We start from the raw sequence: 24,398 nt of genomic DNA on the forward strand, positions 1-24,398 counted from the left end.
ACTGGGCTGAGTAAAGCGGGTTTGGTCTGATTTAGGCTGATCTAATAGGAGAATCGCCGATTTCGCGGAAAGCGGTGGGGCGGATCATTCCTGGCGCTGGTGGCTAGGATTCCCACAGAACTTCGGTGGCGAGGTATTCCCATAGAACCGTCCGCACTCTAAGCGCCCCGGACGCGTCCACGGAATATCGATAAGTGCCGGGCTGGACGATCACCCAACCGTCCAGCAGGTCCGCGCCGGTCACGAGGCGTGACATCATGCGGCTCCCGACCTCTGGCCATACGGCCAAACCCGGGCCTTCGCCCGCGCCCTCGAAGTCCGAGCGCTGCTCGGAAGACATGCTTTCGAGGGGAATGGCCCAGACGTGGATGGGGGCATTGAGCATGGGCTCCCCCCATTCGAAGTAGGCATGTCCGCGAGCGTTCTTCACCACGACGCGGTTGATGCGCTCCGCGTCCGGCTTCCACAGGAAACGCTTCTCACCTCCTACAGTCGTGTATTCGGTCCGCGATCGCTCGATCAGAGTGCGCAGCCCGGGACTCGCCGCCAACGCGCGGGCGGCGCTCGCATTCGATTGCTGCTCGGGCGCGCTGGAACCGGAGAGGACGCAGCTCAGAAACGTCACCGCGTATTGCTCATCCCGCGAGAAGCTGGTGTTGCACTCCTTGCAAATCGTGACGACCGGCAAGTGGTGCGGGCGCGGCTTCGACAGCAGGCTTTTCGACGGAACATGGTCGTCGCTCGTGTCAAGGCCAGCAAGCGATCGCGCGCAGTGAATGCACCACGACTTCTGTCGATCATCGACGAACTCTTCGGTTCGCTGCATATGTCCATCCGTTTGACAGTCATAGTCGAGGGAGCGGCATAGATTACGCGGCTTGGCGTTGCACCGCCCCGCCGTTCACTTCGTCTTCGCCCGCCGCTTTTTGCAGAAACCGCGCAAGTGCAGCTTTGCGAGAAGCTCGGTCAAGCGCGTAGGCGGTCTGCTTGAACTCTTTCCCATCCAGCAGGCCCTCAATGTAGCCGGCGATCGTATCGGCCGCCATGATGAGGGCCGTGTCGAGCGTATGGATGTATTTGCTGGTCACGGAGCCCTTGGCATGGCCGACCAAGGCCGCGATCGTCACCTCCGTGAAGCCGAGATCGTTGCCGACGCTCGCGAAGCTATGCCGCAAGACGTGGGGCGTGACGTCCGAGAGCGGAGAGTCCTTGAAGATCTGCTCCCAGTGGTTGGGGAAACTGCCGAAAGCGTTGTCATCCCCGTAGCCGGGGAAGACATATGTGCCGGCGGCTGTCTTCCGACGCTCTTCGAGGAATTCGACGACGGGCAGGCCGATAGGCCGGACCGAGGTGCCCTCCTTACTGTCGATCAGCCGCAGGCAACTGCCGTCGGTATCTGCTTCCGTCCACATGAGGCCGATCATCTCGCTACGGCGGCAGCCTGTGAGAGCGACCTGACGAATGATCTCGACCGTCGTCGCGAACTTCTCGTCCTTCTCCGCCGCGATCAGCATCTCGCCCAGCGTCCGATATTCTGCTTCCGTTAGCCGGCGGGTGCGGACGTTGTCCTTCGGCTTCCGCAGCCCGTGGGCAGGATTGATTGCGATGATGCCTGCTTCGACAGCGTAAGTGAGGATGCCACCGAGGAGCCCGACCGTTCGAGTGGCCGTTCCGGCGCCACCGCGGACAATGGCCTTGCCGCGCAGCTTCTTCGTCTTGACCGACACTCGCGTCTTGCCGGCCATGATGTCCTTGAGGGCCTTGTTGATGTCGGCCTTGGTCAGATCCTTCACGCGTCGCGTGCCCAGGAGCGGGATGATGTGCCGCTCGATGCGCCCAGTGTCCGTCCCAACCGTTGATGGCTTCTTGGGCCGGCCGCCTTTGCCGAGGATCAGCCCTGCGTTCAGGTCATTGACGTAGAGCGTACAGAGTTCCTTGACGGTGATGGCCTTGTGGTCGAGTTGGCGTTCCTCGGCAGGATTGTCCCCTTGAGCAACGCGGCCCAACTGAACCTTGGCCTCCTGCCTCGCACCCTCTGCGGTCCAGACGCCATGCAGGCCGATCGTGTAGCGGCGCGAGCGGCCCAGGGCTCGGTATTGCAGGACGTAGCTGCGCTTGCCGGAGGCGAAGACGCGGAGGCCGAAACCTGGTAGCTCGTCATCCCAGATGACGTAGTCCTTCTCCCGCGACTCCGCGGCGTCGACGAGCCGCTTCGTGAGCTTAGGCATGGGAATTCTCCCGTCCAAACTCCCATTCTCGCGTAAGCACCACGTAAGCAGCCGGACGCAAGTCGGAGCGTGTCCGAGGGTACGTCAGGCGAGCTGAAATTTCAATTTGTTTAGTGATTACAGTGGCATAGCGCATTTGAGCGAAACCCATCGAAAAGCATCGAAGGGCAGGTTAAATTCTCCGAAGGCAAAGGTCACACGTTCGAATCGTGTCGGGTGCGCCACTATGGGATCGACGATGATCGCTCGTGGCGATCCTGCGGCCGTCGCCATCCAAATGCGCTTAGAATTTTCGTCCGCTGGATTCCATTTTCTTGAATTCCCCGCTGATCGTCAGGGATTTCCCTCCCGACGAAGGGGTCTTGGTCGCTTTGCCGGACTGCCGGGAAATAATGATCGAAAGCGAAGCGACCTGCTCCTTGCCATTGATCGTGACATTTGTCGGGCCATCGAAGGAGAAGGCATCCTGGCTTACTCTCCAACCTCCGGCTGTATCGATGTAGTATTGCAGGGTCGACGCGGCCATGTTCCAGTCATCAGTCGACGCGAGTGGAAAATCGCACTCCACCGCTGCGACCGTGGTCTGCGCGTGACCTGCCGGAGCCAACGCTCCCAAGGCCAGAAGCGATAGAAACCCGTTTCGTATGACTCGCACCTATCCACTCCTAAAAAGCTGCCAGTGAGTGACCCCGCAACATAGCCCCTCAGCGCAACCGAGGCGAGCGCTCCACAAGGACGGAATAGCTTCCAAGGGTGACACGCGTCCGGTGGTCTGTACCGTAAAATCACGGAGGCACCGGCCCTCTTGGCCCCGCATCGCGACGCGTTAGGCGCGGACCGCGCTTTCAGCTGCGGTTCAGCAGCTGCCAGGTCGACGTGGCATGCGCGATCGGCTCGCCTGCCGCGTCGGATGCCTGCGACTGCACGAAGAAGGTCTTGCGGCCCCGCTTCAGGAAGGTCGCATGGCAGGTGACGCGCCCGCCGCGCACCGCGGCAAGATACTGCACCTTCATCTCGAGCGTGGTACCGGCGCCCGCGACGTGATTGACGAGATGCCCCATTGAAATATCGAGCGCGGTCGCGAGAACCCCGCCGTGCAGCGTGCCCTGCGGATTGAACAGCGGCCTCACGGCGTCGAAGGACACGATGCACGCCTCGCCCTGATAGGCGATATCAAGTCCGAGCAGACGCGACAGGAAGAACGATCCGAACTCCTGCCGCTCGTCCTCGGCGGCGCGGCGCAACATCTGCTCGGCGATATCCCTCATGACGACACTCTTGTGACGATACTCAAATGTGCGATCGCACGAAGCTCCGTCCAAGATCTCCGAACGCGCCTTCGACCGCGAATCTTTCCAGCCGATCGTCGGTCCAGCCGCGCCATTCCGCAAGCACCTCGCGCGTGTGTTCGCCGAGCATCGGCGGGGGCGTCGACGGCGCCGGCGGCTCGTCGCCGAACCGCGTCGGCCGTGCGACGAACCTGACGTCCCCCGCCGCCGGATGGCGGACGCTCTGGACCATGCCGCGCTGCGTCAGTTGCGGCGTCTCGCAGACCTCGCCGATCGACTTGATCGCGCCGCAGGGAATGCCGGCCGCGCCCAGCAGGTGCAGCCAGTCGGCGCGGCGCCTTTGGGCGAAGATCGGGATGAGGATCGCGACCAGCTCGTTGCGGCCTGCCGCGCGTTTCGGGGCGGTTTCGAAGCGGACGTCTTCGCGCAGATCCGGACGACCGATCACGTCGCAAAACGCCGCCCAGAATTTGTCGTTCGCGACGCCGACATTGATCCAGCCGTCACTCGTCTCGAACGGCTCATACGGGCTGATGGTCGGATGGACGTTGCCGCGGCGCATCGGGCTTTGTCCCGTGGCGAAGTACATGCCTGCATTGAACGTCAGGAGTGACGCCATCGCGTCGAGCATGGAGACGTCGACCCGGCCGCCCTCACCGGTCCGGCTTCGTCGCATCAAGGCGGCCAGCACCGAATGCGACGCATAGAGACCCGTGACGAGATCGGCGATCGATGTACCGACCTTGGTCGGCGGCCCCATCGGATCGCCGGTGATGTCCATCACGCCGGCCTCGCCCTGCAGGATCAGATCGTAGCCGGGACGGGCGGCGTCCGCACCGGTGCGACCGAACCCCGAGATGCTGCACAGGATGATGTCAGACCGGCGAGCCCGCAGCGCGTCGAAGCCGAGCCCCCATTTGTCCAGAGTGCCGGGACGGAAATTCTCGATCACGACGTCGGCCGCGGATGCGAGATCGAGCACCGCATCGCGCCCCGCCGGCGACTTCAGATCGATGGCACAACTGCGCTTGTTGCGGTTCACCGACAGGAAATACGCACTCTCGCCGCCGACGAAGGGCGGCCCGTAGCGGCGGCTCTCGTCGCCTTGCCTGGGATCCTCGATCTTGACGACGTCGGCGCCGAGATCGCCGAGTTGCATCGTGGCGAACGGACCGGAGACCACGCGGCAGAGATCGAGAATCCTGATGCCCGACAGCGGCTCGCGATCAGACGATCGCATCGGCGAGGTCTTTCATCGACGGCACCAGGATGTCGGGCTGGTGCGGCGTGATGCCGAACGGGCGGCTGCGCCGGTCGATGAAGGCCGTCCGCATGCCGGCGGACTTGGCACCGATGCAGTCGAAGGCATGATTGGCCACGAACAGCACCTGATCGGGCTTCACGCCCATGATCTCGGCCGCCTTGGTGTAGGTCGCGACATGCGGCTTGAACGAATTGGCCTCAGTCACCGAGATCACGCGATCGAACGGGATCTTGTGGTGCTGCTTCGCGGTCTCGAGCATATCGGGATCGCCGTTCGACAGCACGACGAGCTTGTATTTGCTTTGCAGCCGCGCGAGCGCCTCCGGCACTTCCGGAAACGGCACCAGCTTCTCGATCTCGCCGACGAGATAGCGCACGTCGTCCATCGTGTGGTCGATCTTCGCGCGGTCCATCACATGGGCAACTGCGCGGTGTCCGATCTCGCGATAGGGCGTGTGCTCGCGATGCAGCAGCGCATCGATCATCGAATTCTCGAAATGGGTCCGACGCCACCATGTGACGAAGGAATTCGGATCGCCCTTCCAGCCCTTCTTTGCAAGGAACGGTGCGGCGATTTTAATCAGGCCGCCCTGCATGTCGACGACGGTGCCGTACTGATCGAACATGCAGATCTTCACGTCGCGCTTGATCGTCTCAAAGCTCATTGATGCCTCCTTGTTCTGAGCGATTGATACGCCTTTCGCCATCATGGATGAAATGGATTTGTGATCTGCCGTTATTCACGTTATGAATGACGAATGAACCTTCGATCCATCGACCTCAATTTGCTCGTCGCGCTGGACGCACTGCTGGCCGAGCGTCACGTCACCAAGGCGGCGGACCGCGTCGGCCTCAGTCAACCGGCGATGAGCAACGCGCTCAACCGGTTGCGCGCGATGTTCGAGGACGAACTGCTGGTGCGGACGACGAGCGGCATGAAGCCGACGCCACGCGCCACCGAACTGGCGGAGCCGCTGCGCCAGGTGCTGCGCCAGGTCGAGCGCGTGATGGCGAGCGACGCCGGCTTCAACCCGGGCCGGACGGAACGCACCTTCACGATCAGGATGTCGGATATTCTCGCCTGCCTGCTGCTGCCGAGGCTCACAGCGGCGCGATCGCCGGACGCGCGGATCTCCTACAACATCATCCATCTGCCGCCTGCGCTGACGATCGATGCACTGGAACGGGACGAGATCGACGTCGCGGTCAGCATGGGGCTCGACCATTCCGCATCGATCCGTTCGGAGACGCTGCTGCGCGACCGCATGGTCTGCCTGATGCGCAGCGGCCACCAGATCAAGCGCGGACGGCTGACCTTCGAGCGCTTCATCGCGCAGGAGCACATGAAAGTCTCGATCAGCCCGGCCGATCTGCGCTTCGTCGACGACGTGCTGACCGAGCGCGGCCACCGCAGACGCATCGCGCTGAACGTGCCGCATTGGCTGGTCGTACCGCACGTTCTGAAGCAGACCGATCTGCTCGCGGTGATGCCGAGGCATCTCGCGGCCGTGCTGATGGACGATGGCCTTCGAATGGAGGAACTGCCGTTCGAGTCCGCACCGTTCGACTGGATGCTGTACTGGCACCGCCGATACGATCAGAGCAACGCGAACGGCTGGCTCCGCGACCGGATCAGGGCGGCTTGCACCGGTCTGGGTTAGGCTCCGATATCCGCCGGCCTCCGCGCGATCGACGGCCGGCTTCCCGCTTCGGCCTCCGCCACTGCCGATGCGTCCTCCAGCGATCGCCCCCTGGTCTCGAATCCGAACACAAGAAACACCCCGGCCTGGACCACGAGGATGCCGGCCAGGGTCGTCAGCACGCCGGTCAATCCTTGCCAGGCGAAGATCGCGACCACGACGTACTGGACCAGCGCGGTCGCGATCCGTCCGGAGGTGGCGCAGATCGCCGTGCCGCGAAGCCGATAGCGCGTCGGGAACAGTTCAGGGACGTGCATCGCGAACCCGGTCGCCAGCATGACATAGATCGCGGTGACGAGCAGGAAGCCCACGGCTGCGAGCGCAATACCGTCCGCCATATGCGGATAGGCTAAGCCGAGCACCGCTGCCGCGATCGACGAGCCGACGATCGAGAGCCTGCGTCCGAGCCGGTCCGCCAGCACGAGCCCGATCAGCGAGCCGACCGGCCCGCCCAGCGCCATCACGGAGGTATAGCCCAGCGAGGACACCACGCTGTGGCCGCCCTTGACCATGAAGCTCGGCAGCCAGCCGATGAATCCGTAGAGGCTGAAGCCCACAACGATGTGCAACAGGCTGCCGAGCAGCGTGCGCGCAAGATACGGCGGCTGGAACAGACGCCAGACCGAACCAGCAGATTCCTGTGCCGGCACGCTGGCGACGACCGCAGAGAGCGGCCCCTTGCGCGCGGCCTCCGCTTCGATCGCCGATAGAATGTCCTCGGCTTCATCCGCGCGGCCGTTGGCGGCGAGCCAGCGCGGCGATTCCGGCATCGACTTGCGCAGTATCCAGACGACCATCGCCAGGATGCCGACAAGGCCGAACATGTAGCGCCATCCGAGCGTCGGAATCACCCACAGGCCGACCATGGACGATGCGAACAGCGAGAAGTTGGTGATGACGGCCAAGAGCCCGATCCAGCGGCCACGCGATGCGGCCGGCACGAACTCCGTCAGGGTCGCGTAGCCGACCACGATCTCGGCGCCGAGCCCGATGCCGATGATGAAGCGCAGGACGATCAGGACCATCATGTTCGGTGCGAAGGCCGCCGCGATCGACGCGAGGCCGAAGATCGCGAGGTTCATCTGGTAGGAGAAGCGGCGGCCGAAGCGGTCGCCGAGGATGCCGGACAACCAGGCGCCGATCGTCATTCCGACAAAGGTCGCGGAGACGAAGGCGGCATTGAGCTCGAGCGTCGACCAGCCGTCCTTCAGCACCGCACCCAACACGCCGCCGGCCAGATAGATATCGAATGCATCGAGGAACATGCCGGCCCCGATCAGGGCCAGGATGCGCCAGTGGAATCCACAGGTCGGCAGCCGGTCGAGGCGTGCGCCCGCGTTGATGTCGATGTCGGCGGATCGCGCCATGCCAAACCTCCCCGTCGTCTTCTTGGGAACCGGATGCTCCGGTCACCGATTGATGACGCGCAGGGGGTCGCCGTCCAATTCAAAACGAAAATTCGACTATTTGGCGCGGTGATGAAGCTGACGCGGCCGGCATGATCGCGGCACAAGACATCGGCGCGGGTCTCAACTATCGTCTGATGTATAGCGTACGGGAGCGGGTTGGCATGGGATCGGCGTCACAACTCGACACTATCGGCTTCTGCGTATTGGTGACGTGACCGCATTCAAGTTGGCAGATTCGACGCCGTCACGGATTGGCTATTTTCAAGCGGCTTGGAGAGAAACACGTCAGCGAAACCAACGGCCTCGCGTTCCCGTCGCTTACTGCGAAAGATGCGCGGCCTGCTGGAGGGCGTTGTTGAACAGCGCCTGCATCGCGTTCTGCAGCGCTGTGCTGTCGCTCGCCTGGAAGAAGAAGCTCGATGATGATGCGCAATTTTGCAGGGCGCCGGCGATATTGCTCGCGAACGGCGCAACCATGTCGGTGTACTGAAGCCCACCGACATTGATGTAGGTGGTATAGATCACCCCCACCGTCGCGCCCTTGCTCTTGAGGTTGGCGCAGACCGGGCTCCAGAGCAGCACGCTGGCATAGGGCGTACCGTACCAGGAGCCGACCGGACTCGTCAGCGTGTCGTAGCTGCCCGGCTGATAGCCAAAGGCATGATCTTCAACGCCGTCGGTCACCAGGAACACGAATTGAAACGGCGAGGCTTGCGTGCCGTTGCCGGAGCCCGATGTCACTGCATTCTGGGTGAGCCATTGGACGGCGTCAGCGATCTGGGTGCCTTGGTCGGTCGTCGGCAACTGAATGCCGCCACTCTGGTTCGCGAAGCCGACATCGGACGACGTCTGATTCAGATTCGCAGTCAGACCGGAAAGCTTGGTGACCGAATTGTTGAAGGTGTAGACGGCGAACTTATACTGCCCTGAGACCATTTCGCCCTGGGCCTGCGCGATGATCAGCTGAACCGCTGTCTTGAGCGCATCAAGCCGATTGGAGGCGCCGCTCACATAGCCCGTGGTATAGCCGGGATAGTTGCCTTGGGTGGCCTCAGGCGAATGACACTCGAAACCGCAGCCTCCGTTGACGCTGCCTATCTTGGTGATATCGGCCGCAGTTGCGCCGATGCCCATCGACGGCGAATTGTCGAGAAGCAGATAGAAATTCACGTAGGTCGGCAATGTCGCGGTTGCAGTCGATGTTCCACTGACAGAGGTGAAGGTGCTGCCGAGAAGGCCAGGCAGCAGGCTCGTCAGGGTCGCCGTGTAGCTGACGGTCGCCGTCAACGCACCCGGCGACGTTGTCGTTGCTCCCGAGGCCGTGACGTTGACGTTCAACGATGAAACCTTGCCTTCCTTGACGGCTGCCGCTTGGGTGTTGAACATCGCCGTCGCATTGGCCTGGCCGGTCGCCCCCGTATTGACGTAGGTCAGCATCGCGGGGTTTGAAACCGCCTGCAATGCGGCCGCGTCGGCAATCGCGTTCAATTTGGTCCTGAGCGAAATGGCCAGGCCGTATTGAACGACGCCGAGCGTTGCCAGCACCATCGGCACGAGAGCAAAGGCGAAAATAATCGCGACATTGCCGCTCCTGGCGCCTCTGAACCGCTTGGCTACCGACAACAGTCTGGTGAGCGGTCGTTGTGCCGACATCTGCCGCTTCATGCGTCTATGGTGAAATGCGTGCAACGAACGCGCTGTTTCGCGGCGAAACATAAATCGAATCGGAAAGCGTGATCGGACCGGTGATGAAAGAACCGAACGCGGGCGTGAAAGTGTAGCTCACGGTGGCGTAGATCAGATAGCTGTTAGGAACAGCGAGTGCCGAGGGGAGCGGGAAGCTCGAACCCGGGGTGCGATTCGTACTCCAGCTCACAGTGGCGGCGCCGGACGAGCTGATTGCAATTTGCGAGACATTCGATGTGGCGGGTGTGCTGGAATACGGTGCGAGCACCGCCGCGGTTGCTCCCAGTATTTGGGCCATGTCGGTATCGTGTATCGGCTCCGACGTGCTGTTGTACTGGTTGGTGATCTGCGCCAGCGTTGCGGTGGCAAAGTGGGTCTTGGTGTAGATCGCGACCGCCGTGCCGGCGTCGTAGAATGCCAGAAGCAAGCCGATGAGAAGCGGCAGTATCATGCCGAATTCGATCCCGGCGACGCCGCCTGTCGAGGCAATGAAACGGCGGTGCATTCGAGCGCCCATGACCGTCACGGCTCCACTTTGAAGGCGGTTATCCCCATGATGAGGGACGTTCCGTTGGACAGATTCGGACGGATAAGGGCAAACGGACCGGTGATGACCGGCCATTGGTACAGCAACCGTACGACCATGATCTGGCCGGCAGTGCCTGGGTTGTAGCTCCAGCCGTTGGTGACCTGACCTTGGGCGTTGTACGTCAACGTTGGCATCGAAACGTTGGCTGCGCTGAACGAGGCATAGGTGTTCACGTCGACCATCAGGCTGCCGCAATTGAACAAGGCCTGAATGCTCGGGCACACCCGGGAAACGAACTGTGCCTCCGTCAGGTTACTGGCCTGAGCCTGCCCCGTTAGAAACGATCGCCCGGATTGAACGGCGGCAGCTTGCAGGACGTTCTGGGCAAAAAAATAGATACCGGTTTCCAGTATCGAGATGAGAAGTCCGATGAAAAGGGGAGCGAGAATGGCAAATTCGACCGCGGTCGAACCACGTCCCTCGCGCAAGAAGCGCCAAATGCGATGCGACCGCCGAAACCCTCGACGTCTTGAATGGCTGGACATATCCGTCACAAATGCGCCCCGCTTTCCGTGTGCGGCGGCTCGACCTGCCTGGGCTCGCGAGAGCGGATCTGTCCCACAGCATTGCCAAACTGCTTGTCGGCATCACCAAGCCGCAACCGCGGCTGGCATAGCCGGTCGCAGTCGACATAAGTCCCGCGCTCCTGCCCGCGATAGACCGTGACGGCGGCGTCTGCCGCCTCCAAGACCCGCACGGTCGACGTGGCGACGACTTCGCCGGCATTGCCGAGCACCATCATACGCGTTTCGCCATAGGAGATTCCCGTCAGCACCGCGCGATCGCCTTCAGGCAGATAAGTCGCGCGAACGATCCGCGGATTGTCGAACACGAGGATACGCCGCCGTGCCGGCATCTGGATCAGCGTTGCGTGATCAATTTCGACGACGATTGGCGCCATGGCTTCGACCGCAACAGCCGCGTCGCCTGTCGCAAGCGATGACGCCGCCGCAAGCGCCAAGCAGCCTGCGGCCAGCCACGGCATGTGACCCCGACGGCGGCGGCGAACCGCTGTGTCTCGAAGCGACCACTGCCGGGCCAAGCCTTGGGTGCAGGGAATCATCGCGGGTTCAAGGAGGTTGATCTTGACCAATACGGCAGGGTGGCCGGCTTCGTTTGAGCAAGCTACGCTTCCCGCATTATCAACGACTGAAGGGAGATGTCGGATTTCGGCAAGCCGGTGTTTCTACGGGAACGCCCATTTGGATCGTGTCGGGTACACAAGCGACCCGTCACTCGGGAGACGACGGTGCTCAGTCGATCAGCACAAATCTCTGGTTCTTAGCCGCGGAGTCGCAGCGGTGCTGGCGCTGAGTGCGCAGCCCCCTCCTGTTTCATGCGAGCCGCATGGCCCGTGTTCGAACGCCGAGCGCGCATGATCGCGTTCCATCCTGACACCAAGCTGAATTGCGTTTGCCGCTGCTAACAATTTCATGGCCGCGCGATCTCGTGATCGCGCATCGACACCGACATTCACAACGGGTTCATGTCGAGGCGCCTATTCGACTCCGAAGCCGGGGGAAGAAGATTGGAGTATGTGCCATGCGCCGCATCGCCGGATTGCCTTTCGCCATAGCTCTCAGCCTCTGCTGTCTCTTGCCGCCCACCCCTGCCCGCGCGCAGATCGCCATCGGCATCGGCATCAGCGTCGATGTGGCCCCGCCTCCATTGCCTGTCTACGATCAGCCGCCGATTCCCGGCGACGGCTACATCTGGACCCCGGGCTATTGGGCATGGAGCGACGATACCGGTTACTACTGGGTGCCCGGCACATGGGTGCTGCCGCCCGCACCTGAATTGCTATGGACACCCGGCTACTGGGGCTGGAACGATGGTGTCTACGCTTTCCACGCCGGCTACTGGGGAGCGACCGTCGGCTTCTACGGCGGCATCTCTTATGGCTTCGGCTACACCGGTCTCGGCTATGAGGGCGGCTACTGGCGCGGCGGCAGCTTCTTCTACAACCGCTCCGTCACCAACATCACCAATGTCTCGGTCACCAACGTCTACAACAAGACCGTGATCAACAACACGACCAACATCAGCTACAACGGCGGCACCGGCGGCACCACGGTGAGGCCGACGCCGCAGCAACTCTCGGCAATGAACGAGCACCACGTGGCTGCGACCGCCGAGCAGACCCGGCACGCCGAAGCGGCGATGAAGGATCCGGCGCTGTCGCTCGCCAACAATCATGGGCATCCGGCCGTCGCCGCGACCGCGCACGCCGCACACTTCAGCGGCGCGGGCGTGATCGCCGCGCGTCCGGGCAAGCCGATCGCGGCACCGCCGCCCCGGCATGCACAGCCTGCGGCAGGACACGCCTTGCCGACGGGAAATGCCGTACCGCCGGGGCACGCGCTGCCGAGCGGAAATGCTCTGCCGCCGGTGCATGCGCCACCGACAAACCACGCACAAACGACGGGAAATGCTCCGCCCGCAGGCCACGCTCTCCCGACAGGAAGCGCGCTGCCGGTAGTGCACGCCCCACCAACAGAACACACTCAAACGACGGGACACGCTCCACCGGCAGGACACCCGCTCGCGACAGCGAACACGCTGGCCGGCGCAGGCAACCATCCCGCACCGGCGCCGCACGTTGCCGCACCAGCCATGCATGCGCCGAGGCCGCAGGTCGCACATAATGCACCGCCACCGCCGCGCCCGGTCGCGCACCCGCCGGCGCCGCGCGTCGCGCAACAGGCTGTGCACCGCCCGCCACCGCCGCGCCGGCCTGCGCCGCATGTGTCACGGCCAGCACCGCGGCCCCATCCTGCGCCACGCCCGCATCCTGCGGCAGCGAGGCCGCATCCGGCGCCACACAGGCACGCATGATCCAGTGCATCGGCGTGCTCGCAAGGGCACGCCGATTTGAGATAGAGACCATCGGAAGCAGCGCGGCGCGAAGTGCGCCCTCAGGTCAGTTCATCCGCGGCATCGCTGATCGCGGCGTAGATCTCCGCGAGATCCGCTTCCGTGACGCAGTAGGGTGGCATCAGGTAGATCGTGTTGCCGAGCGGCCGTAGCAGCAGGTTTCGCCGTTCGAAGAAGGCCTGGAGTTTTGGGCCGATGCCGGCGAGATAACCGGCATCGCTGGCCTTCAGGTCGAGTGCGGTGATGGTCCCGGTGCGGCGGACGTTTTCAAACCGCGTGTCGGCATGGAAGGACGCAAGCATCCGCTCCTGCATCGCGGCGAGCGAGGCGACGCGCGCGTCCGCGCCGTGTTGCCAGAGCTCGAGATTCGCCCTGGCGGCGGCGCAGGCGACCGGATTCGCCGTATAGGAACTGGAATGGAAGAAGGTTCGCGAACGGTCGCTGGAATAATGCGCGTCGTAGATCTCGGCACCGCACAACGTCACCGCGAGCGGCAATGATCCGCCGGTCAGCCCCTTGGAGTAGCAGGCAATATCCGGCCTGACATCGGCCTGCTCGCATGCGAACAAGGTGCCGGTGCGGCCCCAGCCGGTCATCACCTCATCGGCGATGAACAGCACGCCGAAGACCTCGCAGATGCGCTTCATTTCCTTGAGCACCCAAGCGGGATACATCAGCATCCCGCCGGCGCCGAGGATCAGCGGCTCGACGATGAACGCTGCCGCAGTTTGCTCCCTGCATGCCGCCTCGAGGGCATCTAGCGTGGCCTGCTCGCAGCCAGCCGCCGGAAACGGGATCGACGCGACGTCGAACAGCAGCGGCTCGTAAGCCTTGTTGAAGACGCCCCGCGCGCCGACCGACATCGTCCCCACGGTGTCGCCATGGTAGGAGTGCTCCATGACGATGATCCGCGTGCGCGGCACGCCGATATTGTGCCAATAGCCGAGCGCCATCTTCAGCGCCACTTCGACGCTGGTCGAGCCGGAGTCTGAGAAGAACACGTAGTCGAGGCCATCGGGCGCGAGCTTCAGGAGCTGCGCCGCAACGGTTTCGGCCGGATCGTGGGTGTGGCCGGCAAAGATGATCTGATTGAGCTGTTCCGCCTGCTCCTGGATCGCGCGCACGATATGCGGATGGCAATGGCCATGGGTCACCACCCACCAGGACGCGATCGCATCGATGATGCGGCGATCATCCGCGGTGTAGAGATAGGCGCCCTCGCTGCGCACGATCCACGTCATCTCGCCATGCAGCGCATGCTGCGTGAACGGGTGCCAGATCGGTGATTTGCGTGCGGGCATCATGGATTGAAATCTTCGCGCCGGAATGAATCCCTGAATGCCGCTTGCAGCGTGTCCGCCGTGAGCGGCGACAGCAACGGCAACCGGCCCAGCCGGCGCACCTGCCCGAACGCGCAGATGGCGCGCTCGCTTTCGGGATTGCTCTCGCCGATGAAGGCGATCCCGAGGATGTCGATCCGGCGCTTGCGCAGCGCCTCGACCGACAGCAGCGAATGATTGATGGTGCCGAGCGCCGTCCGGGCGCAGAGCACGACCGGCAGCTGCCAGCGCTCGAACATGTCGATATAGAGCGTGTCGTCGTTCAGCGGCACCATCAGCCCGCCGGCGCCCTCGATCACGAGCGGCCGATCTCCTGATGTCGGCACGTCGAGTGCGGCGGGATCAATGCGCACCCCGTCGATCGCCGCGGCCTGATGTGGCGACGCCGGCGTGCGAAGCCGGTAGCGTTCCGGCACGATGCGATCGGCCGGGATGCCGCCAAGCCGCGCAACCAGCTGTGCATCGGTCTCCTCGTCGAGCCCCGACTGAACCGGCTTCCAGTAGCTCGCGCCGAGGAAGCCGGAGAGACCTGCCGAGAAGATGGTCTTTCCGATCCCGGTATCGGTTCCGGTCACCACGATCCCATTGCTCATTGCGGCCATCCGTTGGTCTCCGCGACAAGCGCATCGAGCAGCGCCCGCACGTCGTCCTCGTCGACATTGAGGGTCAGCGCGATCCGCAACCGCGCGGTGCCCGCCGGCACGGTCGGCGGCCGGATGCCCCTGACGTCAAAGCCGCGGGCCTGCAATGCTGAGGCAAGCTGCATCGCGCGCGCATTGTCGCCGACGATATAGGGCACGATCTGCGAGCGCGACGGGCTGCGCCAGCCGCGCAGGTCGAGCTCGCGATGCGTGAACGCAACCAGCTTTGCCAGGCGCTGCTGGCGCTCGGGCTCCTGTTGCAGGATCAGCAGCGCCTCGCGCACGGCAACCGCCGTCAACGGCGATGGCGCGGTGGCGAAGATGAACGGGCGGCAGCGATTGACCATGAAGTCGCGCAGCACGGTCGGGGCCGTGACCAGCGCGCCCGCGGCGCCCAGCGCCTTGCCGCAGGTATGGACGATCACGAGGTTATCGCGCCCTTCATAGGGGGCCGTGAGCCCACGCCCCTGCTCGCCATAGACGCCGGTGCCGTGCGCCTCGTCCACCATCAGGAACGCATCGTGCCGATCCGCGATGGCGATGAGCTCGTCGAGCGGGGCGATGTCGCCATCCATGCTGTAGACACTCTCGATCACGATCCAGACCCGGCCCGTTCCACCCTCGGCGCGCCAGCCGCGAATGGTATCCTCGACCGATTGCGGATCATTGTGCGCGCTGAACCTGAATTCGGCCCGGCCGGCCCGCGCGCCCTCGTGAATGCTGGCATGCACCAGGGCGTCGAGCACCAGCAGATCACCGCGCTGCGGGAGCGTCGTCAGCACCGCGAAATTGGCGACATAGCCGCCGCCGAAAAACAGCGCGGTCTCGACACGGAAGAACGCGGCGGCTTCAGTCTCCAGCCGTTCGTGCTCCTCGCAATTGCCGCGCAAAAGCCGCGAGCCGCCGGCGCCGACCGGCGTGCCGGCCTCGAGCGCTGCCGCGACCGCCTGCTTGATGCGCGGCGCGTTTGCGAGCGCCAGATAGTCGTTGGAGACGAAATCGATGCCCGCGCGCGGCTTGAGGCCGCGCAGCCGATCGTCCTTGCTCAGGGCGTGCAAGGCCGCGGCGTAATCAGCGGCGTTGGCCGCATGGATTGCGCTCATGCTTCTCTCTCGGATGCAAGGTTGGTCGCGCGCGGACTTGGGCCGCGCGCTCGCGGAAGATTGCGATCAGGCGAGGCGGGAGGTGATGCCGAGCCGATCCAGCAGGTCGGCGTCGCGGTCGCGCTGCGGGTTCTTGGTGGTCAGCAGCACGTCGCCGATGAAGATCGAGTTCGCGCCGGCCAGGAAGCACATCGCCTGCAGTTCATCGGTCATGTATTGCCGACCGGCCGACAGCCGCACCACACTCTGCGGCATCATGATCCGCGCGGTTGCGACCAGCCGCACCAGTCCGATCGGATCGGGGCGCTCGGCGGTGTCATTGACCGGCACGCCCTTAACCTCGTTCCACAGGTTGATCGGCACGCTGTCCGGATGGCTGGGAAGATTCGCGAGCAGCATCAGCATGCCGAGCCGGTCATCGACCTGCTCGCCCATGCCGATGATGCCGCCGCAGCAGACCTTGATGCCGGCGTCGCGCACATGCGCCAGCGTATCGATGCGGTCCTGCAAGGTGCGGGTGGTGATGATCTTGTCGTAGAACTCCGGCGAGGTATCGACATTGTGGTTGTAGAAATCGAGACCCGCCTCGGAGAGGCGCTCGGCCTGCTTCGGCGTCAGCATGCCGAGCGTGACGCAGGTCTCCATGCCGAGGCCCTTCACCGCGCTGACCATGTCGCAGACCTGATCGAGATCGCGGTCCTTGGGACTGCGCCAGGCCGCGGCCATGCAGAAGCGGGTAGCGCCGGCATCCTTGGCGCGCTGCGCCACCGCGACCACCTCGTCCCGCGGCATCAGCCGGGTCGCCTTCAGGCCGGTGTCGTAATGCGCGCTCTGGGAGCAGTAGCCGCAATCTTCCGGACAGCCGCCGGTCTTGATGCTGAGCAGGCTCGCGGTCTCGACGTGGTTCGGATTGAAGTTGGCGCGGTGGACGCCCTGGGCCTGGAACATCAGGTCCGCGAACGGCAGATTATAGAGTGCCTCGGCCTCCGCCCGCTCCCAGGTCTTGCGGGGCGGAGCGCTGTTGCGGCTGTCGGTCCGTTCGATCTCAACGACATCAACCATCGGGCTTGCCTTCTCGTTTGTGATACATCATAGATAATCAATAAGATTATCTATGATCACTCTCTTGGAATGATGCTAGCTGAGGCCGTGTGGCAGTGCACTCGTTTTTATGATAGATAATCTATGATGGACGAAGGCGAGAACACGACGACCGCCGGGCGCATTGCCGAGGTGCTCGCTGAGGGCATCATCAGCGGCGCGCTGCCGCCCGATGCCCCGCTCCGGCAGGACCATGTCGCGCGGGAATTCCATTCCAGCCACGTCCCGGTGCGCGAGGCCTTCCGGCAGTTGGAGGCGCAGCATCTCGTCGTCGCGGTCCCCCGCCGCGGCGTGCGGGTCGCGCCGCTCGACACCAAATCGGTGAAGGAGATCGCCGAGATGCGCGCTGCGCTCGAGGTGGTCGCGCTGCGCAATGCGGCGCCGAAATTCACCTCGGCCCTCCTGGCGCGGATCGAGGTCGCCGTGATCGAAGGCGACAATGCCGAGACGGTCGAGGAATTCGAGTTGGCCAATCGCGACTTCCACCACGCGCTGGTGGCGCCCTGCGCGATGCCGCGGCTGCTCGCCAGCCTCGACGGCTTGCAGCTGGCGAATTCGCGACTGGTGTTCGCGATGGCACGCAATGCCGGCTGGCGGCCACGGCCGAGCCAGGATCATCGCGTGATCTTGCAGGCGCTGCGCGCCCGCAACATCGAGCAGGCCTGCAGCCTTCTGGCGCGGCATATCCAGACCATCGAGCGGCTTGCGCTGTCGGCGTCGTGACAGAAATCTGCAATCCGCTAGATCGGGATGACGTTAGGTTGAATCGGTTTGGCCACGAACACGATTCACCTCTCCCTTGGGAGAGGTGAACTTCCGACGCCGTTCCAGCTCAACCTGATCCCATCCCGCTTTAGGCGATTGCGACGATCTCGAGTTCCTGCTCGCCTGAGCCCGCGACGTCGCCCACGGCTTTGCCCATCAGCGACCTTGCCACCGGCGAGACGAACGAGATCGAGCCCGCCTTGGGATCAGCCTCGTCCTCACCGACAATCCGGTAGGTCTGCACGCGGCCGTCGGCGCGGCTGAAGGTCACCGTGCTGCCGAAGGCAACGGTTTCGGTCGATGCAGGATCTGCGACGACCTGCGCAGTGCGGAGCCGCTCGGTGAGATAGCGCGCGTCGCGCAGCGGAACCGCCGATTGCCGCCGCCGTTCGTTGACGTCGTCCAGTTGCTGCGCGGCCTCATAGGCCGCGCGCGCCTGCTGGAGCTGACGTTCCAGCGCTTTCCGTCCTGCCTCCGTCACCAGATTGGGATGCGGCGAAATGGGGCGGTCTGGCAACAGCGTCTCGGACGCGGTCTCGGCACTTTCTTCCTTGGTGAAGGCAACGCTCAATCCGGAACTCCATCGATGAGGCGGACAGTATAGCGCCGCCTCGCGGACCCCGCTAATGCGCGATTGGATTAGGCTGGAGCTTAGTGCGACGCCGGTTGTTCCGCCTTGCTCCGTCGGCCGAAGCGGTTCTTCACGCCTTCGCGCCAACTCTGGAAAGTGACGAACAGCATCGGCACCAGGAAGATGCCGATCGAGCTGGCGGCCAGCATGCCGCCGAACACTGCGGTGCCGACCGCACGGCGGCTGATTTCCGCAGCACCCGTCGCGACCACCAGCGGCACCAGGCCGAGGATGAAGGCGATCGAAGTCATCATCACCGCGCGGAAGCGCATTTGCGCACCTATCGTCGCGGCCTCCGCGATCGGCCTGCCGGCCTCGCGCTGCTCCTTGGCGAACTCGACGATCAGGATGCCGTTCTTGGCGGCGAGCGCGATCAGCACCACAAGCCCGATCTGGCCGTAGAGATCCAGGTTGAGGCCAGCGAGCTTGATCGCGAGATAGGAGCCGAACACGCCGACCGTCACCGACAGCAGCACGGGAATCGGGATCGTCCAGCTCTCATACAGCGCCACCAGGAACAGATAGGCAAACAGCACCGCGAGCGCCAGGATGATGCCGGTCTGGCCGGAAGCCGCCTGCTCCTGATAGGCGGTGCCGGTCCATTCATACGAGTAGCCGGCCGGCAACGTCGTCTTCGAGAGGTCGGCCATCGTCGCGATCGCGGTGCCTGACGACACGCCTGCCGCGGGGCTGCCGTTCACCGTGACCGAGCGATAATTGTTGTAGCGCGTGATCACCTGCGGACCGGTGACGATCCGCAAGCTTGCGATCGAGCGGATCGGCACCATCTCGCCGCCGGTATTGCGCACATAGATCTGCCAGATGTCGGGAATGTCGCGGCGGTCGGACGCATCGCCCTGCACGTTGACCTGCCAGGTGCGGCCGAACAGGTTGAAATTGTTGACGTAGATACCGCCGAGCGTGGCCTGCAGCGCAGTGAAGACGTCGGCCATGTTGAGGCCGAGCGCCTGCGCCTTGGCGCGATCGATATCGAGATAGACAGATGGATTGGTCGCGGTGAAGGTCGAGAACACGCGGGTGAGATTCGGATTGCGGTTGGCCGCGCCGATCAACCCGCCCATCACGCTGCTGAGCGAAGCCGGGTCCTGTCCCTCCAGCGCCTCGAGCTGATATTCGAAGCCGCCCGAAGTCGAGAGCCCGATGATCGGCGGCAGATTGAACGGCAGCACCGAGGCCTGACGGATCTGCGTTCCGCCGACGAAAGTCTGTCCGATCGCGGCCTGCACCGAATCCGTGACGGCCTTGCGGTCGGCGAACGCCTTCATCCGCGCCACCATGAACGCGGAGTTCGGCTCGCTGGCGCCGTCGAGCAACGAGAAGCCGATAATCGACAGCACGTGATCGACCGCCGGGTTCTTCTTCAACAACGCTTCGACCTGCTTGGTCGCCTCGCTGGTGCGCGCCACCGAGGCGCCGTCGGGCAATTGCACCGCGATGAAGAACGCGCCCTGGTCCTCCTCGGGCAGGAAGCCGGTCGGCGTGATCTTCGACACGCCGAACACCGCGCCGGCAAACACCAGCACCGCGACCAACGACAACACCGCGACGCGGACCAGCCGCTGCACCACGCCGGCGTAGCGGTCGCGGACCCAGTCGATGCTGCCGAGCACCCGTCCCATGATGCCGCGGCGCGGCCCGGTGTGGCGCAGGAACACCGCGCACAGCGCCGGCGACAATGTCAGCGCGTTCAGCGCCGAGATCACCATCGCGGCGCTGATCGTCACCGCGAACTGGCGGAATAGCGTGCCGGAAATGCCGGGGATGAACGCGATCGGAACGAACACCGAGAGCAGCACCAGCGAGATCGCGATGATCGGCGCGGTGATCTGCGTCATCGCCTTCTTGGTGGCGTCGGCCGGCGACAGCTCCGGCTCCTCCTCCATGACGCGTTCGACGTTCTCGACCACGACGATGGCGTCGTCGACCACGATGCCGATCGCCAGCACCATCGCCAATAGCGAGACCGTGTTGGCGGAATAGCCGAGCGCCAGCAGCACCGCGAAGGCGCCGATCAGGCTGACCGGAACCGCGACCGCCGGGATCACCGTGGCGCGCAGATTGCCGAGGAACAGGAACACCACGATCACGACGAGCACGAAGGCCTCGCCGAGCGTCTTCATCACCTCCTTGATCGTGTCGGAGACGAAGGTCGTGGAGTCGTACTGCACGAGGTAGGTCAGGCCCGGCGGAAACCGCTCCGACAATTTCGCAAGCGTCGCCTGCACGGCCTTGGCCGTCGTCACCGCATTGGCGCCGGGTGCGAGATAGATGCCCATCGGCACGCCGGGATTGCCGTCGATCCGCGACTCCGAATCCATGTTCTGCGCGCCGATCTCGACGCGGGCGACGTCCCTGATCCGCAGCACCGATCCGTCCGGATTGGCCCGCAGCACGATGTCGCCGAACTGCTTGGAAGTCGTCAGGCGGCCCTGGGTCTGCACGTTGAACTGGAACTGCTGGTCGTTGCTGATCGGACGCGCGCCGATGCGGCCGACCGGCGCCTGCACGCTCTGGGCACGGATCGCGGCGATCACGTCCGACGGCGCCAGATTGAGGCTGGTCAGGCGCTGGGTGTCGAACCAGATCCGCATCGAATAGTTCAGCTTGGCGAACAGCGAGGCCTGCCCGACGCCAGGCGTGCGCGAGATCGCGTCCAGCACGTTGATGATGGCGTAGTTGGTGATGAACAGCGGATCCTGCTCGGCGCTCTTGCTGTACAGCACGATGAACTGCAGCACGGCCGAGGACTTCTTCTGCACGGTGAGGCCCTGTGCCTGCACCTCGGTCGGCAATTGCGCGAGCGCGCTCTGCACGCGGTTGTTGACGTTGACGGTGTTGATGTCGGGATCGGTGCCGAGCGCGAACGAGACCGTCAGCGTATAGCTGCCGTCATTGCCGCTGGTCGACTTCATGTAGAGCATCTTGTCGACGCCGACGACCTGCGCCTCCAGCGGCTGGGCGACGCTGGATTCGACCACCTCGGCCGACGCGCCGGGGAACACGGCCGAGACCGTGACCTGCGGCGGCACGATGTCCGGGAACTGGGCGACCGGAATCTGCATCAGCGCCAGCGCGCCGGCGATCGTGATCACGAACGCGATGACGATCGCAAGCCGCGGACGATCGACGAAGACAGCGGAAATCATGGGTTGCTACCCGTCGATTTCGGCGCGCTGCCGGCGCCGCCATCGGCGGAAACCTTCATGCTCGACTGGATCAGCGCGCTGGCCGGCCCCGGCGCGACCACCTCGCCCGGCTTGACCTTCTGCAACCCCTCGACGATGACCTTGTCGCCAAGCGCGATGCCGCTTGTCACCGCCGCGATCGTCGAGGTCGATTGCCCGAGTTGGATCCGCTTCTGCTCGGCCTTGTTCTCCGCGCCGACGACATAGACATACTCGCCCTGCTGGTCAGACAGCACCGCTGAGCGCGGGATCGCCAGCACCTCGACCGGCTGCACGCCTTCCAGCAGGACGGTCACGAACTCATTGTCGGTGAGCTCGCGGAGCGAGCCGCCTGTTGCGGCCGAGGTATAGGTCGATGGATTCGGGATGGTGCCGCGCAAGGAGATGGTGTCGGTGTTCTGTGCGATCGTGTTGTTGACGAAATTCAATTCGCCGGTCTGCTCGTAGAGCCGGCCGTCCGGCAGGCGCAGCCGGATGACGACGGCCTTGAAGCCGCCGCGGGTCACATAGCGTTCGCGCAGATCGAGTGACTCGCGCACCGACACGGGAAAGGTGACATACATCGGATCCTGGCTGACGATGGTGGTCAGGGTTCCCGAGCTCGGCGTCACGACGTTACCTTCGGTGACCGCGGTGCGTCCGATCCTGCCGTCGATCGGCGAATGGATCTCGGTGTAGTCGAGATTGATCTGGGACAGGTCGACCTGCGCCTGGGCGGCCTGCACCTGCGCCTCGAGGCTCTGCTGGTTGGCGACCGCCGCATCGACATTGGATTGCTGGCCGGCCGGACCGCCCATCAGGGCCTTGGCGCGATCGGTGGTCAGCTTGGCGTTGACCAGCGTCGCCTGCAACTGGGCGACCTGCGCCTTCTTCGATGCGAGGTCGGCCTCGAACGGGCCGCGCTCGAGTTGATACAGCAGGTCGCCGGCCTTGACCTCGGCGCCCTCGACGAAGTTTCGCTTGTCCAGGAACGCCGTGACGCGCGCCACCACGTTGACGCGGTTGGGCGCCTCGATACGTCCCAGGAACTCGTTGGTTTCGGTGACCGGCCGCTTCACCGCCTCGAACACGCCAACGGCAGGAGGCCCGGGCGGCCCCGCCTGCGCATGAGCCGCTGAAACTCCCGCCACCGCCAATCCCGCCGATACCAGAAACCTCGTCAGTCCACCGAAGCTTCGTTCCGTACCACCCATGCTGCTCAACCCTTCGGCTAACAAGCTCTACGAGACGGATATGACGTCGACGTCCCTCAGACCCGGGAAGGTCAGGGATCGGCAAGATGCGTTGCAGCAAATCATAACGAGTCCAATCCGACAATCCTGTAACCCTGGTTCCGGGTTTGGGCCGACGACAGCGGATTGGAGGGACGGCGGACCGCATGAGCATGCGTGTCGGCCGCCGATCAACACAGTCGCCTCGATTTGAGCGGCGACAACGGCGCATCGATTGACATGAATCGAGTGCCGTCGGCTCGACAGGCCATCAAAGCCTGATGACGACCATACCGAAGTAGCGGCCCCGCGCGGTATCAGCCAACGCGAGTGTGGCTTGCTCCAGCCCGTCGATCACGACATGGGGAAGAGCGATATCGCCGGAGCGGCACCAATCGGCCAGACGGCGGAACCACTCGTCGCGTGCTTCCGGATTGTCGTCGGCGCTATAGCCCCGGATGGTGATCTTCCGTAGCAGGATTTGGGTGGAGTCCAACACGACAGGCGCCACACGCCCGGTTCCGGCCGCGGCTAGCTGCCCCGACAATGTCCCCGTGATGACGAAGCGCGCATGCTCGCGCGCGACGGCCACGGCGGCCTGCAACTGCTCGCCCCCCACATTGTCGAGAAAGACATCGATGCCGTCGGGCGCCGCCTCGCGCAGTTGCGCAACGAACGACTTGTCGGTGCCGCGGATCACCGCGGCGTCATAGCCGAGCTCGGCGACCAGCCGATCCGCTTTCGCCGATGCACTGGTGCTGCCGATCACGCGCCCCGCCCCGAGCAGTCGAGCGATCTGCCCGGCCATCGAGCCGATCGCTCCGGCCGCGCTCGATATGAAGACGGTGTCGCCGGCCCGGATCTGCACGCCACGCGTCAGCGCCGCGTGGGCGGTCCAGCCATGCCCGAGATAGCCGAGGTAACCGAGCGGATCGGGCAGCGGCGCAGCCAGCCGGAGGCACTGGACGGCCGGAACAACGGCGTAATCGCGCCAGCCGAACATGTGCAGCACCATGTCACCAGGTGACAGCCCGCTGCTTGTCGGCGCCATCACGACCTCGCCGATCGCCTCGCCGCGCAGGCCGTCGCCCGGGCGCAGCGCGGGAAACGGAACCCCCGGCACATCCTCCGCGCCCTGGCTCACCATCTGGCGGAGCGAAGCCGATACCAGGAAGCAGCGATTGCGCACCAACACCTCACCCGCGCCTGCAACCGGTAGCGGCTCGTCCACCAGCTCGAAATGCTGCGGCCCCGGCAGTCCCTCGGGCCTGATCGTCAGCCTGACCTCGCGCGCGGTCTCCCCCGCCATCATGAATATCCTTTGACTTGATCCGCCCGTCGGACAGAATGTGAGCACTATGC

General features: G+C 64.2%; 22 protein-coding genes. 3 read left to right on the forward strand and 19 right to left on the reverse strand.

Annotation, left to right across the window (positions count from 1 at the left end; translation table 11 throughout):
- Positions 1–103: 103 nt before the first annotated feature.
- From ACTUWL_RS14995 to ACTUWL_RS15020, 6 genes are all read right to left on the reverse strand, one after another.
- Positions 104–826: a hypothetical protein gene (locus ACTUWL_RS14995; protein ID WP_203368944.1), complete on the reverse strand. Its 723-nt coding sequence runs from the start codon at positions 824–826 to the stop codon at positions 104–106.
- A 43-nt stretch (positions 827–869) separates the two neighbouring features.
- Complete coding sequence (locus ACTUWL_RS15000; protein ID WP_203368943.1) at positions 870–2,228, reverse strand: tyrosine-type recombinase/integrase; 1,359 nt, start codon at positions 2,226–2,228, stop codon at positions 870–872.
- Between the two features lie 283 nt (positions 2,229–2,511).
- A complete protein-coding gene (locus tag ACTUWL_RS15005; RefSeq protein WP_035650515.1) occupies positions 2,512–2,754 on the reverse strand; it encodes a hypothetical protein in 243 nt (80 codons plus the stop codon).
- 319 nt (positions 2,755–3,073) lie between these two features.
- Complete coding sequence (locus tag ACTUWL_RS15010) at positions 3,074–3,496, reverse strand: PaaI family thioesterase (protein ID WP_021077609.1); 423 nt, start codon at positions 3,494–3,496, stop codon at positions 3,074–3,076.
- Positions 3,497–3,518: 22 nt separating this feature from the next.
- Positions 3,519–4,757, reverse strand: a complete 1,239-nt coding sequence (locus tag ACTUWL_RS15015; RefSeq protein WP_021077610.1) for a CaiB/BaiF CoA transferase family protein — start codon at positions 4,755–4,757, stop codon at positions 3,519–3,521.
- Positions 4,744–5,445 carry a haloacid dehalogenase type II gene (locus tag ACTUWL_RS15020; RefSeq protein ID WP_021077611.1) on the reverse strand — a complete coding sequence of 234 codons (702 nt, stop codon included), beginning with the start codon at positions 5,443–5,445 and terminating at the stop codon, positions 4,744–4,746. The genes ACTUWL_RS15015 and ACTUWL_RS15020 overlap by 14 nt, the downstream gene beginning before the upstream one ends.
- 93 nt (positions 5,446–5,538) lie before the next feature.
- Between ACTUWL_RS15020 and ACTUWL_RS15025 the strand changes: the two genes are divergently transcribed.
- Positions 5,539–6,441: a LysR family transcriptional regulator gene (locus ACTUWL_RS15025; protein WP_021077612.1), complete on the forward strand. Its 903-nt coding sequence runs from the start codon at positions 5,539–5,541 to the stop codon at positions 6,439–6,441.
- On the opposite strand, the gene ACTUWL_RS15030 is transcribed toward ACTUWL_RS15025, so the two are convergent.
- The 5 genes from ACTUWL_RS15030 to ACTUWL_RS15050 form a co-directional block, all read right to left on the reverse strand.
- On the reverse strand, positions 6,438–7,847 hold the full coding sequence (locus ACTUWL_RS15030; protein ID WP_021077613.1) for an MFS transporter: 1,410 nt from the start codon (positions 7,845–7,847) through the stop codon (positions 6,438–6,440). The two genes, ACTUWL_RS15025 and ACTUWL_RS15030, sit on opposite strands and share 4 nt — an antisense overlap.
- A gap of 360 nt (positions 7,848–8,207) precedes the next feature.
- Entirely contained in the window at positions 8,208–9,542 is a 1,335-nt protein-coding gene (locus tag ACTUWL_RS15035; protein ID WP_158267778.1) for a TadE/TadG family type IV pilus assembly protein, read from the reverse strand.
- A gap of 16 nt (positions 9,543–9,558) precedes the next feature.
- Complete coding sequence (locus tag ACTUWL_RS15040; protein WP_021077615.1) at positions 9,559–10,092, reverse strand: hypothetical protein; 534 nt, start codon at positions 10,090–10,092, stop codon at positions 9,559–9,561.
- 5 nt (positions 10,093–10,097) lie between these two features.
- On the reverse strand, positions 10,098–10,592 hold the full coding sequence (locus tag ACTUWL_RS15045) for a TadE/TadG family type IV pilus assembly protein (RefSeq protein ID WP_021077616.1): 495 nt from the start codon (positions 10,590–10,592) through the stop codon (positions 10,098–10,100).
- A gap of 62 nt (positions 10,593–10,654) precedes the next feature.
- On the reverse strand, positions 10,655–11,257 hold the full coding sequence (locus ACTUWL_RS15050; RefSeq protein ID WP_106940397.1) for a pilus assembly protein N-terminal domain-containing protein: 603 nt from the start codon (positions 11,255–11,257) through the stop codon (positions 10,655–10,657).
- Positions 11,258–11,706: 449 nt separating this feature from the next.
- Between ACTUWL_RS15050 and ACTUWL_RS15055 the strand changes: the two genes are divergently transcribed.
- Positions 11,707–12,999, forward strand: a complete 1,293-nt coding sequence (locus tag ACTUWL_RS15055) for a YXWGXW repeat-containing protein (RefSeq protein WP_021077618.1) — start codon at positions 11,707–11,709, stop codon at positions 12,997–12,999.
- Between the two features lie 80 nt (positions 13,000–13,079).
- Here the strand turns inward: ACTUWL_RS15055 and ACTUWL_RS15060 are convergent, their stop codons facing one another.
- The 4 genes from ACTUWL_RS15060 to bioB form a co-directional block, all read right to left on the reverse strand.
- Entirely contained in the window at positions 13,080–14,342 is a 1,263-nt protein-coding gene (locus tag ACTUWL_RS15060) for an adenosylmethionine--8-amino-7-oxononanoate transaminase (RefSeq protein WP_021077619.1), read from the reverse strand.
- Positions 14,339–14,971 carry a dethiobiotin synthase gene (gene bioD, locus ACTUWL_RS15065; RefSeq protein ID WP_035650561.1) on the reverse strand — a complete coding sequence of 211 codons (633 nt, stop codon included), beginning with the start codon at positions 14,969–14,971 and terminating at the stop codon, positions 14,339–14,341. Before bioD ends, ACTUWL_RS15060 begins: the two co-directional genes overlap by 4 nt.
- Complete coding sequence (locus ACTUWL_RS15070) at positions 14,968–16,122, reverse strand: 8-amino-7-oxononanoate synthase (protein ID WP_021077621.1); 1,155 nt, start codon at positions 16,120–16,122, stop codon at positions 14,968–14,970. The genes bioD and ACTUWL_RS15070 overlap by 4 nt, the downstream gene beginning before the upstream one ends.
- Before the next feature lie 66 nt (positions 16,123–16,188).
- A complete protein-coding gene (gene bioB, locus ACTUWL_RS15075; RefSeq protein WP_021077622.1) occupies positions 16,189–17,184 on the reverse strand; it encodes a biotin synthase BioB in 996 nt (331 codons plus the stop codon).
- Positions 17,185–17,307: 123 nt separating this feature from the next.
- Here bioB and ACTUWL_RS15080 point away from each other — a divergent pair, with 123 nt between their 5' ends.
- Positions 17,308–17,946 carry a GntR family transcriptional regulator gene (locus tag ACTUWL_RS15080; protein ID WP_035650522.1) on the forward strand — a complete coding sequence of 213 codons (639 nt, stop codon included), beginning with the start codon at positions 17,308–17,310 and terminating at the stop codon, positions 17,944–17,946.
- Positions 17,947–18,076: 130 nt separating this feature from the next.
- On the opposite strand, the gene greA is transcribed toward ACTUWL_RS15080, so the two are convergent.
- From greA to ACTUWL_RS15100, 4 genes are all read right to left on the reverse strand, one after another.
- Positions 18,077–18,559 carry a transcription elongation factor GreA gene (gene greA, locus ACTUWL_RS15085; RefSeq protein ID WP_021077624.1) on the reverse strand — a complete coding sequence of 161 codons (483 nt, stop codon included), beginning with the start codon at positions 18,557–18,559 and terminating at the stop codon, positions 18,077–18,079.
- An 80-nt stretch (positions 18,560–18,639) separates the two neighbouring features.
- Positions 18,640–21,786 (reverse strand): efflux RND transporter permease subunit, encoded by a 3,147-nt coding sequence (locus tag ACTUWL_RS15090; RefSeq protein ID WP_021077625.1) that lies wholly within the window; start codon positions 21,784–21,786, stop codon positions 18,640–18,642.
- Positions 21,783–23,018, reverse strand: coding sequence for an efflux RND transporter periplasmic adaptor subunit (locus ACTUWL_RS15095; RefSeq protein ID WP_021077626.1), 1,236 nt, complete (start codon positions 23,016–23,018; stop codon positions 21,783–21,785). The genes ACTUWL_RS15090 and ACTUWL_RS15095 overlap by 4 nt, the downstream gene beginning before the upstream one ends.
- A gap of 289 nt (positions 23,019–23,307) precedes the next feature.
- Positions 23,308–24,345, reverse strand: coding sequence for an MDR family NADP-dependent oxidoreductase (locus ACTUWL_RS15100; RefSeq protein WP_199196609.1), 1,038 nt, complete (start codon positions 24,343–24,345; stop codon positions 23,308–23,310).
- Between the last annotated feature and the right edge of the window lie 53 nt (positions 24,346–24,398).

It is taken from the genome of Bradyrhizobium sp. WCU1, from assembly GCF_053474805.1.